The sequence below is a fragment of the Streptomyces spongiicola genome (assembly GCF_003122365.1).
In the GTDB taxonomy this organism is placed as follows: Bacteria; Actinomycetota; Actinomycetes; order Streptomycetales; family Streptomycetaceae; genus Streptomyces; species Streptomyces spongiicola.
Window position 1 is genome coordinate 6,298,087 of the sequence record NZ_CP029254.1, and the last position, 21,094, is coordinate 6,319,180.

The window sequence follows — 21,094 nt, forward strand, 5'->3', positions numbered from 1 at the left end:
GGGGCGAATTCTCCGGTACGGGGAAGGGCTCCGACGTGGAGGCGAGAACCGCACGACGGAAGACCGGCCGGGTCCCCGCGCCCATGTCCTGGGCGACGGCCTTCGCGCTGCGCCAGTACACCATCGCCTGCCTCTGGATCGTCCCGCTGCTCGGGATCGCCCTCGGCTCGCTCCTGGCGGAGGCCGCCGTGGCACTCGACGGCGCCGTCCGGGTGCCGGCGGAGTGGCGGTACTCCCCGTCCACCGCGAGCAGCGTCCTCAGCTCCATCGTCGGAGCGATGGTCGCCCTGCTCGGCTTCGTCGTGACCATCGGCATCCTCGTCGTCCAGCAGGCCACCGGGACGCTCTCGCCGCGCTACATGCGGCTGTGGTACCGGGACCGGCTCCAGAAGGCCGTGCTGGCGACCTTCACCGGGACCTTCTCCTTCGCCTTCTCGCTGCTGCGCAGCATCGAGACGGACTTCGTGCCCGATCTGGGTGTCACCCTCGCGGGAGCGGCGGTCGCCGTCAGCCTGGTGCTGCTGCTCATGTACCTCAACCGCTTCATCCACAACCTGCGGCCCGTGGCCATCGCCGCCCTGGTCGCACGGGCCGGACGGCGGGTGATCCACCAGGGGGCGCTGCTGGCCGCGAGCGGCGCACTCGACCGCGCGGACGCACCCCGGGCGCCCGAGGGGCCCGTGACCCGGGTGCCCTCCGCGGCGGGCGGCGCGCTCCAGGGGTTCGCCCCGGAACGGCTCGCCGCGCTCGCCGAGCGGTACGACTGCCTCGTGGTGCTCGCCCACCCCGTCGGCGACTTCGTGCCGCCCGGGGTGACGCTGTTCGAGGTGCACGGCTCCACACCGCCGCCGGCGCGGGAGCTGACCGGACTCGTCGCCCTCGGTGTCGAACGGACGATCGAGCAGGATCCCGCCTTCGGACTGCGCGTACTCGTCGACATCGCCATCAGGGCTCTCTCCCCGGCGGTGAACGACCCCACGACGGCGGTACAGGTCCTCAACCACATCGAGGCGTTCCTGCACACCCTCGGCCGGCTGGAGCTGAGCGGCCGCTACACCCTCCGCGACGCCCGCGGTGTGCCGCGGCTCCGGGTCCCCGGCCGCTCCTGGGAGGACTTCCTCCAGCTCGCCGTCACCGAGATCCGCGAGTACGGCGCCGGCTCCCTGCAGGTCTGCCGGCGGCTGAGGGCGCTCTTCGACGGACTCCTGGCCGCCGGGCTGCCCGAGCGGCACCTGGCGGCGGTGCGGACCGAGCTGCGCCTGCTCGACGCGTCGGTCGAGGCCCGCTACCCCGACCCGGCCCGCCGGGCCGCCGCCCTGACCCCGGACCGCCAGGGCATCGGGGGAGGCGCGGGGACGCGGGCCTGACGGGGCGCGCAACCGGCACGGGCCCGGCCGGCCGTGCCGGTTGCGCGCCCCGTCCGATGCCCGTCCGATGCCCGTCCGATGCCCGTCCGATGCCCGTCCGATGCCCGCGCGGTGTCCTCCCGGTTCCGGCCGGTACCCGCGGCGGCGCCCGTGGGGCCGAACCGGCCCTCCGCGCCCGCCCCGCAGCCCGACTCACGCCCCACCCTCCCGGTTCCCGCCCGGCGCCCCGGTCTTCCTCCGCTGCCTTTGCCTTGGCTGTCGCCCTGCACCCCGAGCGCGCCTGGTGCGCTGGTCGCCGCGCGTGGCCTTGGCTGTCGCCCGGCGCCCCGATTGCGCCTGGCGCGCTGGTTGCCGCCCGTGGCCCTCGGTTTCCGCCCGGCGCGCTGTTGGCCGCCCGCTGCCTTGGCTGTCGCCCGGCGCCCCGATTGCACCTGTCGCCCTGGTCTCCGCTCGGCGCCCCGATTGCGCCTGGCGCGCTGGTTGCCGCCCGTGGCTCTCGGTTTCCGTCCGGTGTCCCGGTTTCGGCCCGGTGCCTTGGCTGTCGCCCGGGGCCCCGATTGCGCCTGTCGCCCTGGTCTCCGCCTGGCGCCCCGATTGCGCCTGGCGCGCTGGTTGCCGCCCGTGGCTCTCGGTTTCCGTCCGGTGTCCCGGTTTCGGCCCGGTGCCTTGGCTGTCGCCCGGGGCCCCGATTGCGCCTGTCGCCCTGGTCTCCGCCTGGCGCCCCGATTGCGCCTGGCGCGCTGGTTGCCGCCCGTGGCTCTCGGTTTCCGCGGCGAGACCCAGGTCGAACCGACCGGTCTGCTCGCCGACGCGCTCGGACTGCGCACCCCCGGCCTCAGGGCCACCCGGGCATGCCGCAGCAAGTACCTCCAGCGCTGGTACCTCCCCGAGTTCAGCCCGGTGTCGCTGACCGTGCCGCCCGAGGGCCGGGCGGCCCTGGCGACCGTCGCCGCGCTCGGCCTGCTGCGTGCGGAGGGCCGCGGCGGAGAGGCGCACGTCCTGCTCTGCGAGGCCGCGTCGGGGCCCGCGGCCCGGCTGCCGGTGCTCGCCGCCGAACTGCACCGCTCGGGGCTGGCCGCCGACTGGCCGACCCTCCTGTGGGAGGTGGCCTCGCTGCCGCCGGAGCGGCTCGCCGAGGCCGCCGGCGCCCTCGCCTCGGCGGGCCGCGAGGACGACTGCGGCCGGCTGCTCCGCCAGGGCGTGTCCCGGCCCGCCGGCGAGATCGCGGACGCCGCCCTCGCCCTCGCCGACGCGGGCGGCGGCCGCGAGGCGGACGCGCTGCTCGCGGCCTTCCTCCGGGTCCGCACACCGGAGGAGGGCGCACTGATCGCCGCTGCCGACCCCCGCCGCCTCGTTCCGCAACTGCTCTCCGCGGCCCGCGCGGTGTCGCCCGGGAGCGAGCGCGATCTGGTGCATGCGCTGCGCGTCGCAGGTCTCATCGGAGCCTGAGAGAACGCGGTATACGCCGTATGCCGACCGCTCGGGTGCGAAACATGATCGACACCGCGGGTTGACGACGATGGTCTTGCCCCCGTGTGTGACGGGGCTTACCGTCTCCTCCTACGCATCACGTCTACGGGCGTAGAGGCTCTGACGTGTCGAAGGAGCGGCTCTCGGCGTCCTCCCCCGCCTGATGTGATGGCGGGGGATTCCGGCGGTCACCCGCCGGGCTTCCTGCTTCACCGACGACCGCCCCGTCCGGGAGGATTCCGGTTGAGGTCCTACACCGTCTCCACAGGCAGCGGCCGCCGGCCCGGCGGCCAGAGTGTTGCGTGCGCGGGACACGGTCACCGTCGCCGGTACCGCGCCCTCAGGGAGCGGACGCGACCGGCGGATGTCCAGCGGCTGGGCCCTCTTCCACACCGTCAGCGCGGCGGACGGCCGTGCGTAGGAGACACGGCGCTGCTCGCCGTAGCCCGCCGGGGTGCGCCCCTCCGGTGCCCTGTTGCGGACGAGGCGGACGCAGCCGAACGTGCGCGACAGCTCAGCCGCCTGCTCGCCGGTGGGGGAGGAGCGGTACTCGAAAGCCCGCCTGAACTGCCGTGCCACGCCTCACATCGCATCAGCTCCCTTGTGCGGAGCGGCTGTTGGCCGGTGGCCGATGGACGCCGGTCCGCCCCGGCGGCGAACCGGCTCCCCCCGCCCCGCTCCGCAGGAGCTTCGTTCCCTCCCCCGGCCGAAGCCGGGGGTATCCACGAAGGAAGGCCCCGATGACCAACGTCGTTCGCGCCGCGCTCGTCCAGGCCACCTGGACCGGCGACACCGAATCCATGATCGCCAAGCATGAGGAGCACGCCCGTGCGGCGGCCCGGCAGGGCGCCGGGGTCATCGGATTCCAGGAGGTCTTCAACGCCCCCTACTTCTGCCAGGTGCAGGATCCGGAGCACTACCGCTGGGCCGAACCCGTCCCGGAGGGCCCCACGGTGCTCCGCATGCGGGACCTGGCCCGGGAGACCGGGATGGTGATCGTCGTCCCCGTCTTCGAGGTCGAGGACTCCGGCTTCTACTACAACACCGCCGCCGTGATCGACGCCGACGGCGGCTATCTCGGCAAGTACCGCAAGCACCACATCCCCCAGGTCAGGGGATTCTGGGAGAAGTACTACTTCAGGCCCGGCAACGCCGGCTGGCCCGTCTTCGACACCTCCGTCGGCAAGGTCGGCGTCTATATCTGCTACGACCGGCACTTCCCGGAGGGCTGGCGCCAACTCGGACTCAGCGGAGCCCAGTTGGTCTACAACCCGTCGGCCACCTCCCGGGGCCTGTCCGCCTACCTCTGGCAGCTGGAGCAGCCGGCCGCGGCCGTCGCCAACGAGTACTTCATCGCCGCCATCAACCGGGTCGGCCAGGAGGAGTACGGCGACAACGACTTCTACGGCACCAGCTACTTCGTCGACCCGCGCGGGCAGTTCGTCGGCGACGTCGCCAGCGACAGGGAAGAGGAACTGGTCGTCAGGGACCTCGACTTCGGCCTCATCGACGAGGTGCGCCGGCAGTGGGCCTTCTACCGCGACCGGCGGCCCGACGCCTACGAGGGGCTGGTCAGGCCGTGAACGACCTGTACGGGCGGCACCGCGCCGTCATCCCCGACTGGGTCGCGCTCTACTACCGGCAGCCCGTCGAGATCACCCACGGGGAGGGCCGGCACGTCTGGGACGCGGACGGCAACCGCTACCTCGACTTCTTCGGCGGCATCCTCACCACCATGACCGCCCACGCCCTGCCCGAGGTCACCAAGGCGGTGAGCGAGCAGGCCGGCCGGATCATCCACTCCTCGACCCTCTACCTCAACCGCCCCATGGTGGAGCTGGCCGAGCGGATCGCCGCACTGTCCCACATCCCCGACGCCCGGGTCTTCTTCACCACCTCCGGCACCGAGGCCAACGACACCGCCCTGCTGCTGGCCACCGCCTACCGCAGGTCCGGCCAGATCCTGGCGATGCGCAACAGCTACCACGGACGCTCCTTCTCGGCCGTGGCCGTCACCGGCAACCGCTCCTGGTCACCGACGGCCCTCTCCCCGGTGCAGACCCTGTACGTGCACGGGGGCATCCGCACCCGCGGCCCCTACGCGGGCCTCTCCGACGCGCAGTTCACCGAGGCGTGCGTCGCCGACCTGGAGGACCTGCTCGGCCACACCCGGGACGTGGCCGCGCTGATCGCCGAACCCGTCCAGGGCGTCGGCGGCTTCACCTCCCCGCCGGACGGGCTGTACGCGGCCTTCCGCGAAGTCCTGGACCGGCACGGGATCCTGTGGATCGCCGACGAGGTGCAGACCGGCTGGGGCCGGACGGGGGAGCACTTCTGGGGCTGGCAGGCGCACGCGCAGAACGGCCCCCCGGACATCTTCACCTTCGCCAAGGGCATCGGCAACGGGATGTCCCTCGGCGGCGTCGTCGCCCGCGCCGAGGTGATGAACTGCATCGACGCCAACTCCATCTCCACGTTCGGAGGTTCGCCCGTCACCGCGGCGGCGGGGCTCGCGAACCTCTCGTACCTGCTGGAGCACGACCTCCAGGGCAACGCGCGGAGGGTCGGCGGACTGCTCATCGAGCGGCTCCGGGGCATCGCCGCCGGGGTCCCCGCCGTGCGCGAAGTACGGGGACGGGGACTGATGATCGGCGTCGAACTGGTCCGGCCGGGCACGGACGAGGCGTTCCCCGAGGCGGCCGCCGCCGCGCTCGAGACCGCCCGCGAAGGCGGACTGCTCATCGGCAAGGGCGGCGGCCACGACACCAGCGTCCTGCGGATCGCGCCGCCGATGTCCCTCACCGTCGCCGAGGCGGAGGAGGGCGCCTCGATCCTCGAACGCACCCTGCGCAGCATCTAGTCCACGCGAGGGGATGACCATGAGCAACCGCACCCTGATCCGAGGCGGACTCGTCCTGACGGCCGCCGACGAGACCCGTGCCGACGTCCTGGTCGAGGACGGCCGCGTCGCCGCCCTCGCCGCCCACGGCTCGGCCGCCGCCGGGAGCTGGACCGCCGACCGCACCATCGACGCCACCGGGAAGTACGTCATCCCGGGCGGGGTCGACGCGCACACCCACATGGAGCTGCCCTTCGGCGGCACCTTCGCGTCCGACACCTTCGAGACGGGCACCCGGGCCGCCGCCTGGGGCGGTACCACCACCATCGTGGACTTCGCCGTCCAGACCAAGGGCCGGACCCTGCGCGAGGGACTCGACGCCTGGTACGCCAAGGCCGACGGCAACTGCGCCATCGACTACGGCTTCCACATGATCCTCTCCGACGTCGACGCGTCCTCGCTGAAGGAGATGGACCTGCTCGTCGAGGAGGGCGTCACCTCCTTCAAGCTGTTCATGGCCTACCCCGGCGTCTTCTACAGCGACGACGGCCGGATCCTGCGCGCCATGCAGCGCGGCACCGCCAACGGCGGGCTGATCATGATGCACGCGGAGAACGGCATCGCGATCGACGTCCTCGTCGAACAGGCCCTGGCGCGCGGCGAGACCGACCCCCGGTACCACGGCGAGGTCCGCAGAGTGCTGCTGGAAGCCGAGGCCACGCACCGGGCCGTCCAGCTCGCCCGCGTCGCCGGGGCGCCGCTGTACGTCGTGCACGTCTCGGCCGAGGAGGCCGTCGCCGAACTGGCCGCCGCCCGGGACAAGGGACTGCCGGTGTTCGGCGAGACCTGTCCGCAGTACCTGTTCCTGTCCACCGACAACCTCGCCGAACCGGGCTTCGAGGGCGCCAAGTACGTGTGCAGCACACCGCTGCGGCCCAGGGAGCACCAGGCCGCGTTGTGGCGCGGGCTGCGGACCGACGACCTCCAGGTGGTCTCCACCGACCACTGCCCGTTCTGCTTCTCCGGCCAGAAGGACCTCGGCCGCGGTGACTTCTCCAGGATCCCCAACGGGCTGCCCGGCGTGGAGAACCGGATGGACCTGCTGCACCAGGCGGTCCTCGACGGCCGCATCTCCCGCCGCCGCTGGATCGAGATCGCCTGCGCCGCGCCCGCCCGGATGTTCGGCCTCTACCCGAAGAAGGGCACCATCGCGCCGGGCGCCGACGCCGACATCGTCGTGTACGACCCGCACGCGGAGCAGGTCCTCTCCGCGAAGACCCACCACATGAACGTCGACTACTCGGCCTACGAGGGCAAGCGGGTCACCGGGCGGGTCGAGACCGTGCTCTCCCGCGGTGAAGTCGTCATCGACCAGCGGGAGTTCACCGGCCGGGCCGGCCACGGCGTCTTCACCCCCCGCTCGACCTGCCAGTACCTGAACTAGTGTCGCGCCGGGCGACGCCTGCCCCGTCGCGCCGCCCGGCACGGCGACTCGCCGCGTTGCCGAACCAACCGGGTGGGCCCACCACGAGGCCGATCCGGCGCCCTGCGATCCACCGCACCGGACGCCGCTCCGCTCCGCGCCGGGTGCTGACGGGCAGACCCCGCCCGAAGCGGAACCGGTGCCGCGCCGGGCGGCGCTTGCCCCGTCGCGCCGCCGCTGACGGGCGAACCCCGCCTGACGCGGCACTCGAACCAGCGGAACCCGACCCAGGAGGTACACATGGACTTCGGACTCGTCCTCCAGACGGACCCGCCGGCCTCGGCGGTCGTCGGCCTGATGCGCCGCGCGGAACGAAACGGCTTCCGCTACGGCTGGACGTTCGACTCGGCGGTGCTGTGGCAGGAGCCGTTCGTCGTCTACAGCCAGATCCTCGAGCACACCAGGGAAATGCACGTCGGTCCCATGGTCACCAACCCGGGCACCCGGGCGTGGGAGGTGACGGCCTCGGCCTTCGCCACCCTGAACGACATGTTCGGCAACCGCACCGTCTGCGGTATCGGCCGCGGTGACTCGGCGATGCGGGTGGCCGGCCGCAGGCCCGACACCCTGGCCCGGCTGGGCGAGGCCATCGATGTCATCCGCGATCTCGCCGAGGGCCGCGAGGCCGTCGTCGACGGCAACCCGATCCGCATTCCCTGGGTGCGGGACGGCAGACTGCCCGTGTGGATGGCGGCGTACGGGCCGAAGGCCCTGGCCCTCGCCGGGCAGAAGGCCGACGGGTTCATCCTCCAGCTCGCCGACCCCTACCTGACCGAGTGGATGGTCAGGGCGGTCCGCGAGGCAGCGGCCGACGCGGGCCGCGACCCGGAGGCGATCACGATCTGCGTGGCCGCGCCCGCGTACGTGGGCGACGACCTCGGGCACGCCCGCGACCAGTGCCGCTGGTTCGGGGGGATGGTAGGCAACCACGTCGCCGACCTGGTCTCGCGCTACGGGGAGCACTCGGCCATGGTGCCGGAGGCCCTGACCGCGTACATCAAGGAGCGGCAGGGGTACGACTACAGCCACCACGGCCGCGCCGGAAACCCGTCGACGGACTTCGTGCCCGACGAGATCGTCGACCGCTTCTGCCTGCTGGGCCCGCCCTCCGCGCACATCGAGAGGCTGCGGGCGCTGCGCGAGCTGGGAGTGGACCAGTTCGCCGTCTACAACATGCACGACGCGCAGGAGGCGACGATCGACGCCTACGGCGAGGAGGTCATCCCGGCACTCGGCCGCTGACGCACGACGGACCGTCACCGTATGCCCTGTATGTCCCAAGCGCCGCTGCGTGTACGTTCGTTGGTCTATCGGTCTATTCGGTCTATTCGGTCTATTCGGTCTATCGGCCCACCGACTGCCCGACCGGACGGGTCGGACGGGCCGACGATGGGGCCCGCCCCGACTGCCCGCCGGCGGCGTCCCGGCGCCGGGCGGCTCGCCTTCGGTTCCCGGTCGATGCCCGTCCCCCGGCGAGGCCCCGGTCCCGACGTCCTGCCGGGAGGGACCGCTCGCGGACTGCGGACTGCGGACTGCGGACTGCGGACTGCGGACTACGGAGGGGCGGAGGGGCAGAGGGGCGGAGGAGTGGAGGGGCGGCCCCGCCGCCGTGCAAGGATCCGACGCCGTCGCGGCACGACCGGCACCGCGGCACGACCGGCACCGCCGGGCGGCCGACCCCGCTGCGGAGGGCCGGCGGCCGGGTGGGACACGTCCGCGGCGGGGACCCGGGGTCCGGACCGCTCCCCAGTGGTCCGGACCCCGGGCGCCGACGGGGCCCGCCCCGCACGGGGGTGGAACACGGGGTGGGCCCGGCAGCGGCCTCAGCGTCTGCCGCGCTGGGCCGCCACGACCGTGCGGACCGTGCGGTCCGCGCCTGCCGAGCGGCGCTGGACGCGCTCGGAGAAGCCGGGGAACTGGCCGCCGATCGCGCTGAGGAGCCTCATCTCCGGCGGCGCGACGTTCACTTCGGCCCGGTTGCGCTCGACGGCGCGCACCACCCCCGTGACCACCTGGCGGGGTGAGACGGTGCGCATCCCCGCGGGCGGCTCGGCGCCGGTCGCCGCGAACATCCCCGCGTCCCGCACGAAACCGGGCTGCACCAGCGACACCCCGACCCCGTGCTCGTGGAGGTCCTGCCTCAGGCCGAGCGCGAGGCCCCGAAGCCCGAACTTGGTCGCGTTGTACAGCGCGGAGTGCCTGGTGGCCGTCTTGCCCGAGATGGAGCCCACGAACACCAGATGGCCCCGGCGCGCCTCCACCATGGCCGGGGCGAGCAGCCGGGCCAGCACGGCCGGGGCGCGGAGGTTGACGGCCAACGCGCGGTCGATCTGCTCGGGGGTGTAGTCGAGCAGTTCACCGCTGGACGGCAGCGCCGCGTTGGCCAGCAGGATGTCGGTACCGGCCGCTTCCGCGGCGAGGCGCTCCACGTCGTCGGGGTCGGCCAGATCGGCGACGACCGCGCGGGCGCCGTACTTCGCCGCCAGCGGCTCGACGGCGTCGCGCCTGCGTCCCGTCAGGATCAACCGTGCTCCGCGCCGGTGGAGTTCGGCCGCCAGGGCGGTGCCGATGCCACCGGTGACACCGGTGAGGAGAACGGTTGATCCGTTGACGCGCATCTGGTTACCCTCCAGTTCTGTTCGTTCGAACGAACGATAGGGAGCGCAGGGTGGTCATGTCCACAGGGGATTTCTCCGGCCTCGCCGAGCAGGCCCGGAAACTGAGGGAGGGCCGGACCACCTCGGTGGAGCTGGTGCGGGCCGCGCTCGGCCGCATCGAGGCCGTTCGGCACACCCTCAACGCCTTCCGCCACATCCGCGCCGAAGCCGCCCTCGCCGAGGCCGAGCGCGCCGACCGGCGGCTTGCCGAGGGTGAAACCGCACCGCTGCTCGGCGTACCGCTGGCCGTCAAGGACGACACGGACGTGGCCGGGCTGCCCACCCACTTCGGCTGCCGCGGGGAGCGCGCCCCGGCGGTCGCGGACGGCGAGGCGGTACGGCGGCTGCGGGCCGCCGGCGCCGTCATCGTCGGCAAGACCAACTCCTGCGAGTTCGGGCAGTGGCCGTTCACCGAGGGCCCCGCCTTCGGCGCCACCCGCAACCCCTGGTCCGCCGACCACACCCCCGGCGGTTCCTCGGGCGGCTCCGCGGCCGCCGTCGCGGCGGGGCTGGTGCCCGCGGCCCTCGGCTCGGACGGCGGCGGCTCCATCCGCATCCCCGCCGCCTGGACCCATCTGGTGGGCATCAAACCGCAGCGCGGCCGCGTCTCGACGCACCCCCACAGCGACGCCTTCCACGGCCTCACGGTCAACGGGCCCCTGGCCCGTACCGTCGCCGACGCCGCACTGCTGCTCGACGCCGTCCAGGGCTCCCACCCGCAGGACCCGCACCGGCCCGGCGCCGTCGACGCCTCGGCCGCAGCCCGCCGCGAACCCGGCAGGCTGCGCGTCGCCCTCGCCTGGCGGCCGCCGTTCACCCTCAGCCGAGCCCGGCCCCACCCCGAGGTGCGGCGGGCCGTCACCGGCCTCGCGGAGGCGCTCGCCGGGCTGGGCCACGACGTCGAGGAGGCCCGGCCCCGCTACGGCCTGATCGGCCTCGGTTTCGTCTCCCGGGGCACGGCGGGAGTGGCCGAGTTCGCCGCCCGCCACCCCGAACCGGAGCTGCTCGACCCGCGCACCCTCGCCGCCCTGCGCAACGGCCGACTGCTCGGCGGGCCGATCGTGCGGGCCGCACGCGCCCGCGAGACGCACCAGCACCGCCGCGTCGGCGCGCTGTTCGAGACCTACGACGTGCTGCTGACCCCGACCACCGCCGCGCCCCCGCCGCGCATCGGCACCTTCGACGGCCTCGGTGCCTGGCGCACCAACGCGGCCATGGCCGCCGCCTGCCCCTACGCCTGGCCCTGGAACGTGCTGGGCTGGCCGGGCGTCAACGTTCCCGCCGGCCTCACCTCCGCCGGCCTCCCCGTGGGGGCGCAGCTGCTCGGCCCGGAGGGCGCCGAGGAACTCCTGATCTCGCTCGCCGCCCAACTGGAGGCCGACCGGCGGTGGTACGAGCACCGCCCCGACCCGCTGAGGACGTGGAGCGCCCCGGTGGAACAATGACGCGCATGCCCAGCCAGACCAGCGCCTCCCCGGAGCCCGCCGCACCCGCCATAGCCCCGACCCGGCAGCGCATCGTCCGGGCCGTCCTGCGCATCATCGGCCGGGACGGCATCGCCGCGGTCACCAACCGGCGGATCGCCAGGGAGGCCGGGGTCTCCCTCGGCTCGGTCACCTACCACTTCTCCAGCCAGCACGAACTGCTGCGCGAGTCACTGCTGCACTTCGTCCGGGAGGAGACCCGGCGCTTCACCGAACTCGCCGACGCGGGCGAGGCGGAGGACGTCGACATCGACGGCGCCGCCGCGCTGGCCGCCCGGGTCGCGGACGGCACGGCCTTCGACAGCGAGCACATCGCGCCCTTCGAGCTCTACATCCAGGCGGGCCGCGACGAGCGGCTGCGCGAGGCGGCGGCCGAGTGCTTCGGCGCATACGAGCGCCTCGCCGTCCGGATCCTCACGGCCCTCGGCGTCCCGGAGCCCGGCCGTCTCGCCGCCCACACCGTCGCCCTGGTCACCGGTCTCCAGCTCCGCCGCCTGGCCACCGGTTCGCCTGCCGAGGAACTCACCGACGCGCTGCTCCTGCTCGTCCGGGGCGCGCTGAGCGAGGAGGCGGAGCGGGCCGGCTGACCCGGTGCGGGCGGTAGCGCCGTGACGCGGCCGGCCCGGAACCGCGGCCCGCCCGGCCCGGAACCGAGACCGGCCCGGAACCGAGACCGGCCCGGAACCGAGACCGGCCCGGAACCGAGACCGGCCCGGAACCGAGACCGGCCCGGAACCGCGGCCCGCCCGGAACCGAGACCGGGCCGGAACCGCGGCCGACCCGGCCCGGCCCGGCCGCGGATCGCCCGCCCGCCCCGGACCGGCACTCCGCGTTCGCCTCGACGTCGACGAGAGTCGGCCAGGTGTGCGCCGACCGGTCACCGGGCGGCGGCGGGAATGTCGGTACGGCGTGCTTAGCTGGACGCATGACCGAAGAGTTTCTGTCCGGGACGACGGGAAACCCCTGGGAGTCCGCACATCTCGCGCTGGTCGAGGAGGCGGTGCGCAAGGCGGCCGCCTCCGAGATCATGCCGCGCTTCCGCCAACTCGCCGTCCACGAGATCGCCGAGAAGAACGGCCCGCACGACCTGGTGACCGTCGCCGACCGCAGCGCCGAGGAGCATCTGACGGCATCCCTGACGGCCCTGCTGCCCGGCTCGGTGGTCGTGGGCGAGGAAGCCGTCCACGCCGACCCGACGGTGTGCGAGGCGCTCCGGGGCGACGCACCGGTGTGGATCGTCGACCCCGTCGACGGCACCCGCCAGTTCGTCCACGGCGACCCCGGCTTCTGCACGCTCGTCGCACTGGCCCGGCACGGCGAGGTGCTCGCGTCGTGGACGTACGCGCCGGCGCTCGACGAGATGGCGGTCGCGGTCCGCGGCCACGGTGCCCGCCTCGACGGCACGGAGATACGGTCCGGCGCACCGGAGCCCGGCCAGGTCCTCCAGGTGGCCATGTCGCACCCGGACTTCACGACGCGCCAGGAGAAGGCCGCCCTCCTCGCGCTCCGCACCGAGGGCGTCCACTCCCGGCCGTGCGGCTCCGCCGGCCTGGAGTACCTCGCGGTGGCCCGCGGCGAACTCGAGGCGGTCGCATTCTCCTGGGAGAGTCCCTGGGACCACGCGGCGGGGCTGCTGCTCGTGGAGGAGGCCGGCGGCACCGACCTGACGCTGACCGGCGAGCGCTTCCGCGTCACCGGCGGCAACGCGCTGCCGTTCACGGCGGCACGGGACACGGCGACGGCACGGTTGGTCCGCGGACTCCTCGCCTCCGGCGCGGACCGGGAGACGGGGGAGCGGCGGAGCGGGAGGGGGGAGCGCCCGTGAGGGCCGCCGTGCGCACGGGCCGGTAGGCTCGGCGGCACGACCGCCGCCGAGCCTACCGTTCTGGCCACATCGGGCGGACACCGTGTCGGCGACCGCACGAGAGTGTCCTTCGGCTCGCTGGTGCACCACGCCGTCGAACTGTCCGGAGTCCATGGACGCCGACCCCGGATCATGTACGTCGGTACCGCCGTCGGCGACGCCGAGCCGTTCGCCTTCCGCATGAGCTAGGCCGCGCGTGCGGCCGGCTTCGATCTGACGCCCCTTCACCTCTTCCCGATGCCCGATCTCGACGACATCGAGGGCGCCGTCCTCGAACACGACGTCGTCTGGGTCATGGGAGGCTCGGTGGCGAACCTGCTGGCGGTGTGGCGGGTGCACGGACTCGACGCCGTGCTGCGCCGCGCATGGCAGGCCGGCGTCGTGCTCAGCGGAGTCAGCGCGGGGTCGATCTGCTGGTTCCAGGGCGGCACCACCGACTCCTTCGGACCCGGACTGCGGCCGCTCACCGACGCCCTCGGATTCCTTCCCCACGGCAACGGCGTGCACTACGACAGCGACCTCGGCCGCCGCCCGCTGGTGCACCGGCTGGTCGCGGACGGCACCTTGCCGGTCACCCACTGCACCGACGACGGGGTCCGGCTCGTCTACCGGGGCACCGACCTGGTCGAGGCCGTCAGCGAGCGGCCCGGCAAGGGCGCTTACCTCGTCGTCCGCGAGGGCGACCGGGCGGTCGAGGAGCGCATTTCCCCGCGCCTGCTGCCCGCACCCCGCTCCTGAAACCGGTCCATCCCGGAAACGGCCGGCGCGGGTGTCGGTGCGGCCGAATATCCTGGACCCCCTGGCCCGGCTGACGAAGGAGTCCCAAGGTGCCGTCGATGCTCGATGCCGTCGTCGTGGGGGCGGGGCCCAACGGACTGACCGCAGCCGCCGAACTGGCGCGCCGCGGGTTCTCGGTCGCCGTCTTCGAGGCCCTGGACACCGTCGGCGGTGGCGCCAGGACCGAGGAGCTCACGCTCCCGGGCTTCCGGCACGACCCCTGCTCGGCGGTGCACCCCCTGGGTGCGGGCTCGCCCGCCTTCAACGCGATGCCGCTGGACCGGTTCGGGCTTCAGTGGCTCCAGCCGCCGCTGCCCATGGCCCACCCGTTCGACGACGGCACCGCCGCCGTGCTCTCCCGCTCGGTCGCGGAGACCGCCGCGTCCTTCGGGCCCCGCGACGCGGGCGCCTACCGCCGACTGGTCGCGCCGTACCTCAGCCGATGGGACACCCTCGTAAGGGACTTCATGTCCCTGCCGCTCAGTGCCCTGCCGCGCGATCCGCTCACCCTGGCCCGCTTCGGCCTCGACGGACTCCCTCCCTCCACATGGCTGATGCGCCGGTTCCGCGACGACCGGGCCCGTGCCCTGTTCGCCGGACTCGTCGCCCATGTGATCGGCCCGTTGACCGGCATCGGCACCGGCGCCGTCGGCCTGGTCTTCGCCCTCGCCGCCCATGCCGTCGGCTGGCCGCTGCCCCGCGGCGGCTCGCAGTCGATCTCCGACGCCCTCGCCGCGTACGTACGCGAATGCGGCGGCACGATCCACACCGGGACCGAGATCAGGCGCCTCGACGATCTGCCCCCCGCCCGCGCCTACGTCTTCGACACCTCTCCCACGGCACTCGCCCGGATCGCGGGCCTGGGGAGAGCCTACGAGGGCTACCGGTACGGCGCGAGCGTCTTCAAGATCGATTACGCCCTGGACGGGCCGGTACCGTGGACCGCCGAGGAACCCCGCCGGGCCGGGACGGTCCAGATCGGCCCCGGCAGCCGGGAGATCGGCACCGCGCTCCGCCGGGCATCCGGCGGACGCGTCCCCGGGACACCGTTCCTGATCACCGCGCAGCCCACCCTGGTCGACCCCTCCCGGGCCCCCGAGGGCAAGCACGTCTTCTGGGCCTACGGCCATGTCCCGCACGGCTGGGAGGGCGACCTCACGGACGCGATGGAGCGGCAGATCGAGCGCTTCGCCCCCGGCTTCCGCGACCTGGTGCTCGCCCGCGCCGTCGCCGGGCCCCCGCAACTGGCCGCGCGCAACGCCAACTACGTCGGCGGCGACATCGCGTGCGGCGCTGCGACCGGCCTCCAACTGCTGCTCCGCCCCAGGGCGACGCTGTTCCCGTACCGGACCCCGCACCCCGCGGTGTTCCTGTGCTCGTCCGCCACCCCGCCCGGCCCGGGTGTGCACGGGATGTCCGGGCACAACGCCGCCAAGGCGGTGTGGCGCCGGCTGCGCGGCGGACACTGAACCGTCGCCCGTCGCCCGTCGCCCGTCGCCCGTCGCCCGTCGCCCGTCGCCCGTCGCCCGTCGCCCGTCGCGCCGGTCGTTGGCCGGCAGCGGGCAGCGGGCAGCGGCATCATGGGGACCATGACCGGGCAGCCCGCGATCACCCTCGTCCGCGGTGACATCACCGAGCAGGACGCCGACGCCGTCGTGAACGCCGCGAACTCCTCCCTCCTCGGCGGCGGAGGCGTGGACGGGGCGATCCACCGGCGCGGCGGGCCGGAGATCCTTCAGGACTGCCGGAGGCTGCGGGCCTCCCGCCACGGCGCCGGTCTGCCGACCGGCCAGGCGGTCGCGACCACCGCCGGGAGGCTGCCGGCCCGATGGGTCATCCACACCGTCGGCCCGGTCCACAGCACCACGGAGGACCGCGGCGCCCTGCTCGCCTCCTGCTACCGGGAATCCCTGCGCGTCGCCGACGAACTGGGCGCCTGCACGGTCGCGTTCCCGGCGATCTCCACCGGCGTGTACCGGTGGCCGATGGACGACGCGGCTCGCATCGCGGTGGAGACGGTGCGTGGCACCCGGGCCGCCGTCGAGGAGGTGCGGTTCGTCCTGTTCGACGACCGGGCGTACCAGGCGTTCGCCCGGCAGCTCGAATGACGGAGACCGCGGTGGGATCGGCCCGTCGCGACCGAGCCCGGTCAGTGGGCTTCCGGAGCAGCGGGACCGCCGGTGGCACCGGTGCGCGCTCCTGGCCGGACGGGGGAGGCCCCGTCCGCGATGCGCGTGGCGTGGCGTCGACCGAGGTGCGGTGTCCCACGGCGGCCCACGGCTTCCGGGCCGGCGATGGTCGCCTTACGGGCGAGGCGAGCCGGCGGTGCACCCGGTCCGCCCGTACCCCGCATTCTCAACTGCCACCCAGAGTTATTTCAGGACGCTGAACCCTCGGTCGTCCTCCGGGTTTCCGCCGGATGGCTCGATGTCGATTCCGGTGTGGTGTCGAATTCAACGAGGGCGTTCTCGACAGCCCGCCCCCGCGCGCGGCCGCCGGTCCGCGCGGACTGGGCTTCTGACCGGACGCCGACCCTGCCCGTGCGTGCGCGGCCGCCGGAGTACCGCAAGGCATGTGCACGACATTGCCTGGTCCGAGGCTGGAGCCGTCCGCCGGGAGCCGGAGGGTCCACTGTCAGCTCGCGTCCGCAATCGTGTTTGGAGCCGGTCGTCTTTCACGGCGTTTTGTTCGAAAATCTAGCCACATGAATATCAAAGCTTATTACCTGCGAGAAGGTGCCGGACGTGTGCTGAATTCCGTCCGCGGCTCTGCCAGAGTTTTCCCCGGGCCCGCCGGATTGCGCAGGCGGCGCCCGTTCCCATCGGTCCCTTCGCCGGCAACACGGCGAAGACGAAAGGAGTGCTTGTGCCGAAGATCGCTCGCGTCGCCGCAGCCGCCGCAGCCGCCTTCCTGGCCGGCGGACTGTTCGCTCCGGCCGCGTCCGCATCCTCATCGCACCCGTACACCTGCGCCAACCAGAGCATCGGCGTGAACTGCTCCGGCGTCATCACCGTCAACGACGTGCTCAACGGCACCACCGTCAACATCGGTGGCATCAGCGCCCTCAACGGCACCCAGATCAACGGCCTCCAGACGGCGCTGGCCAACGTCGCGAACAACAACGTCAACGCGCCCGTCACCGTCCAGATCGGCGCGTTGGAGACCACGGCCATCACGACCCTCGCGGGCTACGGCAAGACCGTACTGCCCACGAACGTCAACGTCTGCGCCGGCAGCATCTGCGTCTGACGCCGGCCGTACGCGGGGGACGGGCTGCTCGGGGACGCTGCCCGGAGCAGCCCGCCGCACACCCGCCGCACAAGGGGGGCCGGGACCCACCCGGCGACGCGTGCACCATCCGCTCCCCGTGGCACACGCTGACGGCCCCGGCCGCATCCGGATGCTGTCGCCAGATCCGGGGCCCCGTGTGACGCCGGCCTCCAGGACCCGGTCGTGGTCCTGGAGGCCGGCTCTGCTTGAGGCGGGCGGTCGCCGTCGCGGCCGCCGGGGTCGTGCGAGCGGATCCCGGCCGCGTCCCGCCGCGTACGGTGACCGGGCCTCCCCGGTCCTGCCGTCTGCCGCAGGCCGACCGGGTACCGCCCGCTGCGTGTCCCCGCCGGAGGACGGGAACCCGGTCCGTGCGCCGTCGGCTCCCGTTCGCATGCCGTCGGCTCCCGTTCGTGTCCCGTCCGCTCCGGTCCGTGTCCGGTCCGTGTCCGGTCCGCGCTGATCGGTACCCGGTCCGCGTACCGGAGGCCCGGTGCCCTGCTCCTTGGGTTGTGCTGCCGGCCGCCCTTCCTCCGTCAGCCGTCGGCCCTCCGCTGCCGGCCGTCCACGGAGCCCGTCCGCCGGACGGCCCGTGCCGTTGGCCAACGCGGGTGACCGCGGTCCACCGGGACGGCGCGCCCCCGCCGCCCGGCGGCGCCCCCGACGATCGTCCGGCTAACGTCACGCGCGTTCAGCGATCTTCCCACCGGGGGTGCCTGATGCGCCGTCTGACCGCAGGGCTGGCCGTGCTGGCCGGCCTCGCCGCCTGGCCCTGGCTCGGGGCCCGGACCGCCCCCGCCGCGGGTGAGCCCGCCGCGCGGGACACCGGCCGCGGCACCAACATCCTGATCGTCGGCATCGACAGCCGCGCCGGTCTCTCGGCCGCGGAGAAGCGCCGCCTGCACGTGGGCGGCGAAGGCTGCGACTGCACCGACGTGATGATGCTCGTCCACCTCTCCGAGGACCGGCGGCGCGCGAGTGTGGTCTCCATCCCCCGTGACAGCTACGTCGAGTACGCCGCGCCCGAGGGAACGACCGGCGCGGGCCCGCGCGGGAAGATCAACGGAGCCTTCAAGCTCGGACGCGGTCCGCTGGCCGTGCGTACCGTCGAGCAGGCCACGGGTCTGAGCGTCGACCACTACCTGGAGACCGACTTCACCGGATTCGAGCGGGCAGTCGACGACCTGGGCGGCGCCACCGTGTGCACGGACAAGCCGCTGAAGGACCGGAAGTCGGGCCTCGACATCTCCACGGGCACACATCACCTCGACGGGAACAGGGCCCTCGGCTACGCCCGGGCGCGGCACCTCGACCCTCCGGGGGACCTCGGCCGGGTCCGCCGCCAGCAGCGCATGCTCGCCGGGATGCTCGAAGCACTGACCGTCCGCGGGGCGCTGGCCGACCCCGTGAAGGCCGCGGACACCGCACACCGGCTGCTCAGGTCCGTTCGCACCGACGATCGCACCGGTTTGAACGACCTCATCGGCATCGGCTGGACGCTGGGGCGGCTACCGGCCGACCGGATGGAGTTCGCCACCGTGCCGATCTCCCACTTCGACCACCGCGTGCCGGGCGTGGGCTCCACGCTGCTCTGGCACGAGTCGCGCTCCCGTGCCCTCTGGGACGCCCTGCGCGCCGACCGCCCGATCACCGGCGATACCCGCATCCTCCCAGTGCCGGAAACCCGCGCCGAGACCGACCCCGCCCGGATCGAGGTGCGCGCCGACGACGCGAGGGTCGCCACCGCGTTGCGGAGCAGCGGGTTCGCGGTGACGGACACCTCGGCGTCCGCTCCGGCCCAGCGGCCCGCGGGCCCGCCGGTGATCACCTTCCCGGAGGGGCGGGAGGCCGACGCCGCGACCCTGGCCGCGGCCCTCCCCGGTGCCCGTCTCCGGTCCGAGATCCGCCCCGACGCCGTCCTCGACGTCGCCGTCGGCTCCGATCCCGTCGTGGTCAAGACGGTCACCTACGACCGCAACCTCGCCGAGGGCGCCCCGGTGACCGCGGACCGGTTCCGCTGCCCCGGTCACCCGGCGCCGGCAGGCGACTGACGCACCCGGCGCCGGCGCCGGCCCTTCACCGCCCCGGCCCTTCACCGCCCCGGCTCCTCACCGGCCGCGGCCCGTACCCCGGCCCCTCACCGGCCGCGGCCCGTACCCCGGCCCCTCACCGGCCCCGGCCCGCACCCCGGCGCGGGCGGGCGGCGGGGCGGGCGGCGGGGCGGGTCCCGGGGCCGCCGGTCTCCGGCCCCGTACCCGGCGCGTCTGCCCGGGGCCCGGTTCGCAGGGGCGCCGCACCCCTGACGGCCGTGATGTCGTTTTCTCGCCAGCGTACGGCCTCACCATGGCCGATGCTGGAGCCATGCCTTCCGACGTGCACCCTTCCATGCACACCGACACCGAGCGCTGTGTACGGGCCGTACGGTCCAGGGACGCGCGGTTCGACGGGTGGTTCTTCACCGCCGTGCTGACGACCCGCATCTACTGCCGGCCCAGCTGCCCCGCCGTTTCGCCGCGGGCCGAGAACATGGCCTTCTACCCCACCGCGGCCGCCTGCCAGCAGGCCGGGTTCCGGGCCTGCAAGCGGTGCCGCCCGGACACCAGCCCGGGTTCACCGGAGTGGAACGCCCGCGCCGACGCCGTAGCCCGTGCGATGCGCCTGATCCAGGACGGGGTCGTCGACCGGGAGGGCGTGACCGGCCTCGCGGCCCGGCTCGGGTACTCGACCCGGCAGATCGAGCGGCAGCTCCTCGCCGAGGTCGGCGCGGGACCGCTGGCACTGGCCCGGGCCCAACGGGCGCAGACCGCACGGATCCTCGCGGAGACGACCTCGCTGCCCCTGGCCGACGTGGCGTTCGCCGCGGGCTTCTCCTCCATCCGCACCTTCAACGAGACCGTTCGCGAGGTGTTCGCGCTGGCCCCGGGCGAGCTGCGGAACCGCGCCGCGACCCGGCGCGGAGGAGCGCCGCTGCCGACGGCACCGGGTGTCATCACGCTGCGCCTTCCGTTCCGCGCGCCGCTCAACCCCGACAACCTCTTCGGGCATCTGGCCGCGACCGCCGTACCCGGGGTGGAGGAGTGGCGGGACGGCGCCTACCGCCGCACGCTCACCCTGCCGAACGGCCACGGAATCGTGTCCCTGGCCCCCCGGCCGGACCACATCGCGTGCCGGCTGTCCCTCACCGACCACCGCGACCTCACCCTCGCCATCAGCGTCTGCCGCCGGATGCTCGACCTCGACGCCGACCCGGTCGCCGTGGACGACCAGCTCCGCACCGACCCGCTGCTCGCCCCACTCGTGGACAAGGCGCCGGGGCGGCGCGTGCCGCGCACCGCCGACGCCGCGGAGTTCGCGGTACGGGCCGTCCTCGGCCAGCAGGTCTCCACCGCGGCCGCCCGCACCCACGCCGCCCGGCTGGTCACCGCCCACGGCACCCCCGTACAGGACCCCGAGGGCGGCCTCACCCACCTCTTCCCCGGACCGGGGGCCCTGGCCGCCGCCGACCCGGAGCGCCTCGCGTTCCCGCGCAGCCGGCGTACCGCGCTCACCACACTCTTCGGGGCACTCGCCGACGGCAGGATCCGGCTCGGACCCGGCAGCGACTGGGCCGAGGCCCGCGCCCGGCTCTCCGCGCTGCCCGGCCTCGGGCCCTGGACCGTGGAGGCCATCGCCATGCGGGCACTCGGTGACCCGGACGCCTTCCTGCCCACCGACCTCGGGGTCCGGCACGCCGCCGCCGGCCTCGGACTTCCGCCGACGCCCGCCGCGCTCACCGCCCGCGCCGCTGCCTGGCGGCCCTGGCGCGCCTACGCCGTCCAGTACCTCTGGGCCACCGGCGACCACCCGATCAACCGTCTCCCTGTCTGAGCAGCCCGGCAGGCCGGCA

15 protein-coding genes and 2 pseudogenes are annotated in these 21,094 nt (G+C 74.0%); 15 read left to right on the forward strand and 2 right to left on the reverse strand.

The window, feature by feature from the left end; translation table 11 throughout:
• The first annotated feature begins 83 nt into the window (after positions 1 to 83).
• Entirely contained in the window at positions 84 to 1,367 is a 1,284-nt protein-coding gene (locus tag DDQ41_RS27455; protein ID WP_109296875.1) for a DUF2254 domain-containing protein, read from the forward strand.
• Positions 1,368 to 2,120: 753 nt separating this feature from the next.
• A complete protein-coding gene (locus tag DDQ41_RS27460; protein ID WP_316683859.1) occupies positions 2,121 to 2,816 on the forward strand; it encodes a hypothetical protein in 696 nt (231 codons plus the stop codon).
• Positions 2,817 to 3,143: 327 nt separating this feature from the next.
• On the opposite strand, the pseudogene DDQ41_RS33260 reads toward DDQ41_RS27460, so the two are convergent.
• Positions 3,144 to 3,416, reverse strand: a pseudogene (locus DDQ41_RS33260) (helix-turn-helix domain-containing protein); the annotation flags it as partial.
• Positions 3,417 to 3,577: 161 nt separating this feature from the next.
• Here DDQ41_RS33260 and DDQ41_RS27470 point away from each other — a divergent pair.
• From DDQ41_RS27470 to DDQ41_RS27485, 4 genes are all read left to right on the forward strand, one after another.
• On the forward strand, positions 3,578 to 4,420 hold the full coding sequence (locus DDQ41_RS27470) for a nitrilase-related carbon-nitrogen hydrolase (RefSeq protein ID WP_109296876.1): 843 nt from the start codon (positions 3,578 to 3,580) through the stop codon (positions 4,418 to 4,420).
• Positions 4,417 to 5,697: an aspartate aminotransferase family protein gene (locus DDQ41_RS27475; protein WP_109296877.1), complete on the forward strand. Its 1,281-nt coding sequence runs from the start codon at positions 4,417 to 4,419 to the stop codon at positions 5,695 to 5,697. Before DDQ41_RS27470 ends, DDQ41_RS27475 begins: the two co-directional genes overlap by 4 nt.
• Before the next feature lie 19 nt (positions 5,698 to 5,716).
• Positions 5,717 to 7,120, forward strand: coding sequence for a dihydropyrimidinase (hydA, locus tag DDQ41_RS27480; RefSeq protein WP_109297971.1), 1,404 nt, complete (start codon positions 5,717 to 5,719; stop codon positions 7,118 to 7,120).
• Positions 7,121 to 7,399: 279 nt separating this feature from the next.
• A complete protein-coding gene (locus DDQ41_RS27485) occupies positions 7,400 to 8,401 on the forward strand; it encodes a TIGR03842 family LLM class F420-dependent oxidoreductase (RefSeq protein WP_109296878.1) in 1,002 nt (333 codons plus the stop codon).
• 581 nt (positions 8,402 to 8,982) lie between these two features.
• Here DDQ41_RS27485 and DDQ41_RS27490 read toward each other — a convergent pair.
• Positions 8,983 to 9,777 (reverse strand): SDR family NAD(P)-dependent oxidoreductase, encoded by a 795-nt coding sequence (locus DDQ41_RS27490; RefSeq protein ID WP_109296879.1) that lies wholly within the window; start codon positions 9,775 to 9,777, stop codon positions 8,983 to 8,985.
• Positions 9,778 to 9,833: 56 nt separating this feature from the next.
• Between DDQ41_RS27490 and DDQ41_RS27495 the strand changes: the two genes are divergently transcribed.
• The 9 genes and pseudogenes from DDQ41_RS27495 to DDQ41_RS27535 all read left to right on the forward strand — a co-directional run bounded on the left by DDQ41_RS27495 (position 9,834) and on the right by DDQ41_RS27535 (position 21,075).
• Positions 9,834 to 11,261 carry an amidase gene (locus DDQ41_RS27495; RefSeq protein ID WP_109296880.1) on the forward strand — a complete coding sequence of 476 codons (1,428 nt, stop codon included), beginning with the start codon at positions 9,834 to 9,836 and terminating at the stop codon, positions 11,259 to 11,261.
• 5 nt (positions 11,262 to 11,266) lie between these two features.
• Positions 11,267 to 11,887 (forward strand): TetR/AcrR family transcriptional regulator, encoded by a 621-nt coding sequence (locus DDQ41_RS27500; RefSeq protein ID WP_109296881.1) that lies wholly within the window; start codon positions 11,267 to 11,269, stop codon positions 11,885 to 11,887.
• Between the two features lie 338 nt (positions 11,888 to 12,225).
• On the forward strand, positions 12,226 to 13,125 hold the full coding sequence (locus DDQ41_RS27505; protein ID WP_109296882.1) for an inositol monophosphatase family protein: 900 nt from the start codon (positions 12,226 to 12,228) through the stop codon (positions 13,123 to 13,125).
• A 60-nt stretch (positions 13,126 to 13,185) separates the two neighbouring features.
• Positions 13,186 to 13,902: pseudogene (locus DDQ41_RS27510) on the forward strand (Type 1 glutamine amidotransferase-like domain-containing protein).
• 89 nt (positions 13,903 to 13,991) lie between these two features.
• Complete coding sequence (locus tag DDQ41_RS27515; protein WP_109296883.1) at positions 13,992 to 15,410, forward strand: phytoene desaturase family protein; 1,419 nt, start codon at positions 13,992 to 13,994, stop codon at positions 15,408 to 15,410.
• 120 nt (positions 15,411 to 15,530) lie between these two features.
• Positions 15,531 to 16,049, forward strand: a complete 519-nt coding sequence (locus tag DDQ41_RS27520; protein ID WP_109296884.1) for an O-acetyl-ADP-ribose deacetylase — start codon at positions 15,531 to 15,533, stop codon at positions 16,047 to 16,049.
• 757 nt (positions 16,050 to 16,806) lie between these two features.
• Entirely contained in the window at positions 16,807 to 17,190 is a 384-nt protein-coding gene (locus DDQ41_RS27525) for a preprotein translocase subunit TatB (protein ID WP_109296885.1), read from the forward strand.
• 737 nt (positions 17,191 to 17,927) lie between these two features.
• The gene (locus tag DDQ41_RS27530) at positions 17,928 to 19,259 is read left to right on the forward strand and encodes an LCP family protein (RefSeq protein WP_109296886.1); all 1,332 of its coding nucleotides are present in this window, start codon (positions 17,928 to 17,930) and stop codon (positions 19,257 to 19,259) included.
• Between the two features lie 334 nt (positions 19,260 to 19,593).
• Positions 19,594 to 21,075 carry an AlkA N-terminal domain-containing protein gene (locus DDQ41_RS27535; protein ID WP_109297972.1) on the forward strand — a complete coding sequence of 494 codons (1,482 nt, stop codon included), beginning with the start codon at positions 19,594 to 19,596 and terminating at the stop codon, positions 21,073 to 21,075.
• The last annotated feature ends 19 nt before the right edge of the window (positions 21,076 to 21,094 follow it).

Excerpts from the sequence above, each read along its gene's own strand:
- DDQ41_RS27505 (WP_109296882.1), top strand. The coding sequence starts at position 12,226 with ATGACCGAAGAGTTTCTGTCCGGGACGACGGGAAACCCCTGGGAGTCC.
- DDQ41_RS27530 (WP_109296886.1), top strand. The coding sequence starts at position 17,928 with ATGCGCCGTCTGACCGCAGGGCTGGCCGTGCTGGCCGGCCTCGCCGCC.
- DDQ41_RS27535 (WP_109297972.1), top strand. The coding sequence starts at position 19,594 with ATGCACACCGACACCGAGCGCTGTGTACGGGCCGTACGGTCCAGGGAC.
- DDQ41_RS27485 (WP_109296878.1), top strand. The coding sequence starts at position 7,400 with ATGGACTTCGGACTCGTCCTCCAGACGGACCCGCCGGCCTCGGCGGTC.
- DDQ41_RS27490 (WP_109296879.1), bottom strand. The coding sequence starts at position 9,777 with ATGCGCGTCAACGGATCAACCGTTCTCCTCACCGGTGTCACCGGTGGC.
- DDQ41_RS27520 (WP_109296884.1), top strand. The coding sequence starts at position 15,531 with ATGACCGGGCAGCCCGCGATCACCCTCGTCCGCGGTGACATCACCGAG.
- DDQ41_RS27455 (WP_109296875.1), top strand. The coding sequence starts at position 84 with ATGTCCTGGGCGACGGCCTTCGCGCTGCGCCAGTACACCATCGCCTGC.
- DDQ41_RS27495 (WP_109296880.1), top strand. The coding sequence starts at position 9,834 with ATGTCCACAGGGGATTTCTCCGGCCTCGCCGAGCAGGCCCGGAAACTG.
- hydA (WP_109297971.1), top strand. The coding sequence starts at position 5,717 with ATGAGCAACCGCACCCTGATCCGAGGCGGACTCGTCCTGACGGCCGCC.
- DDQ41_RS27500 (WP_109296881.1), top strand. The coding sequence starts at position 11,267 with ATGCCCAGCCAGACCAGCGCCTCCCCGGAGCCCGCCGCACCCGCCATA.
- DDQ41_RS27470 (WP_109296876.1), top strand. The coding sequence starts at position 3,578 with ATGACCAACGTCGTTCGCGCCGCGCTCGTCCAGGCCACCTGGACCGGC.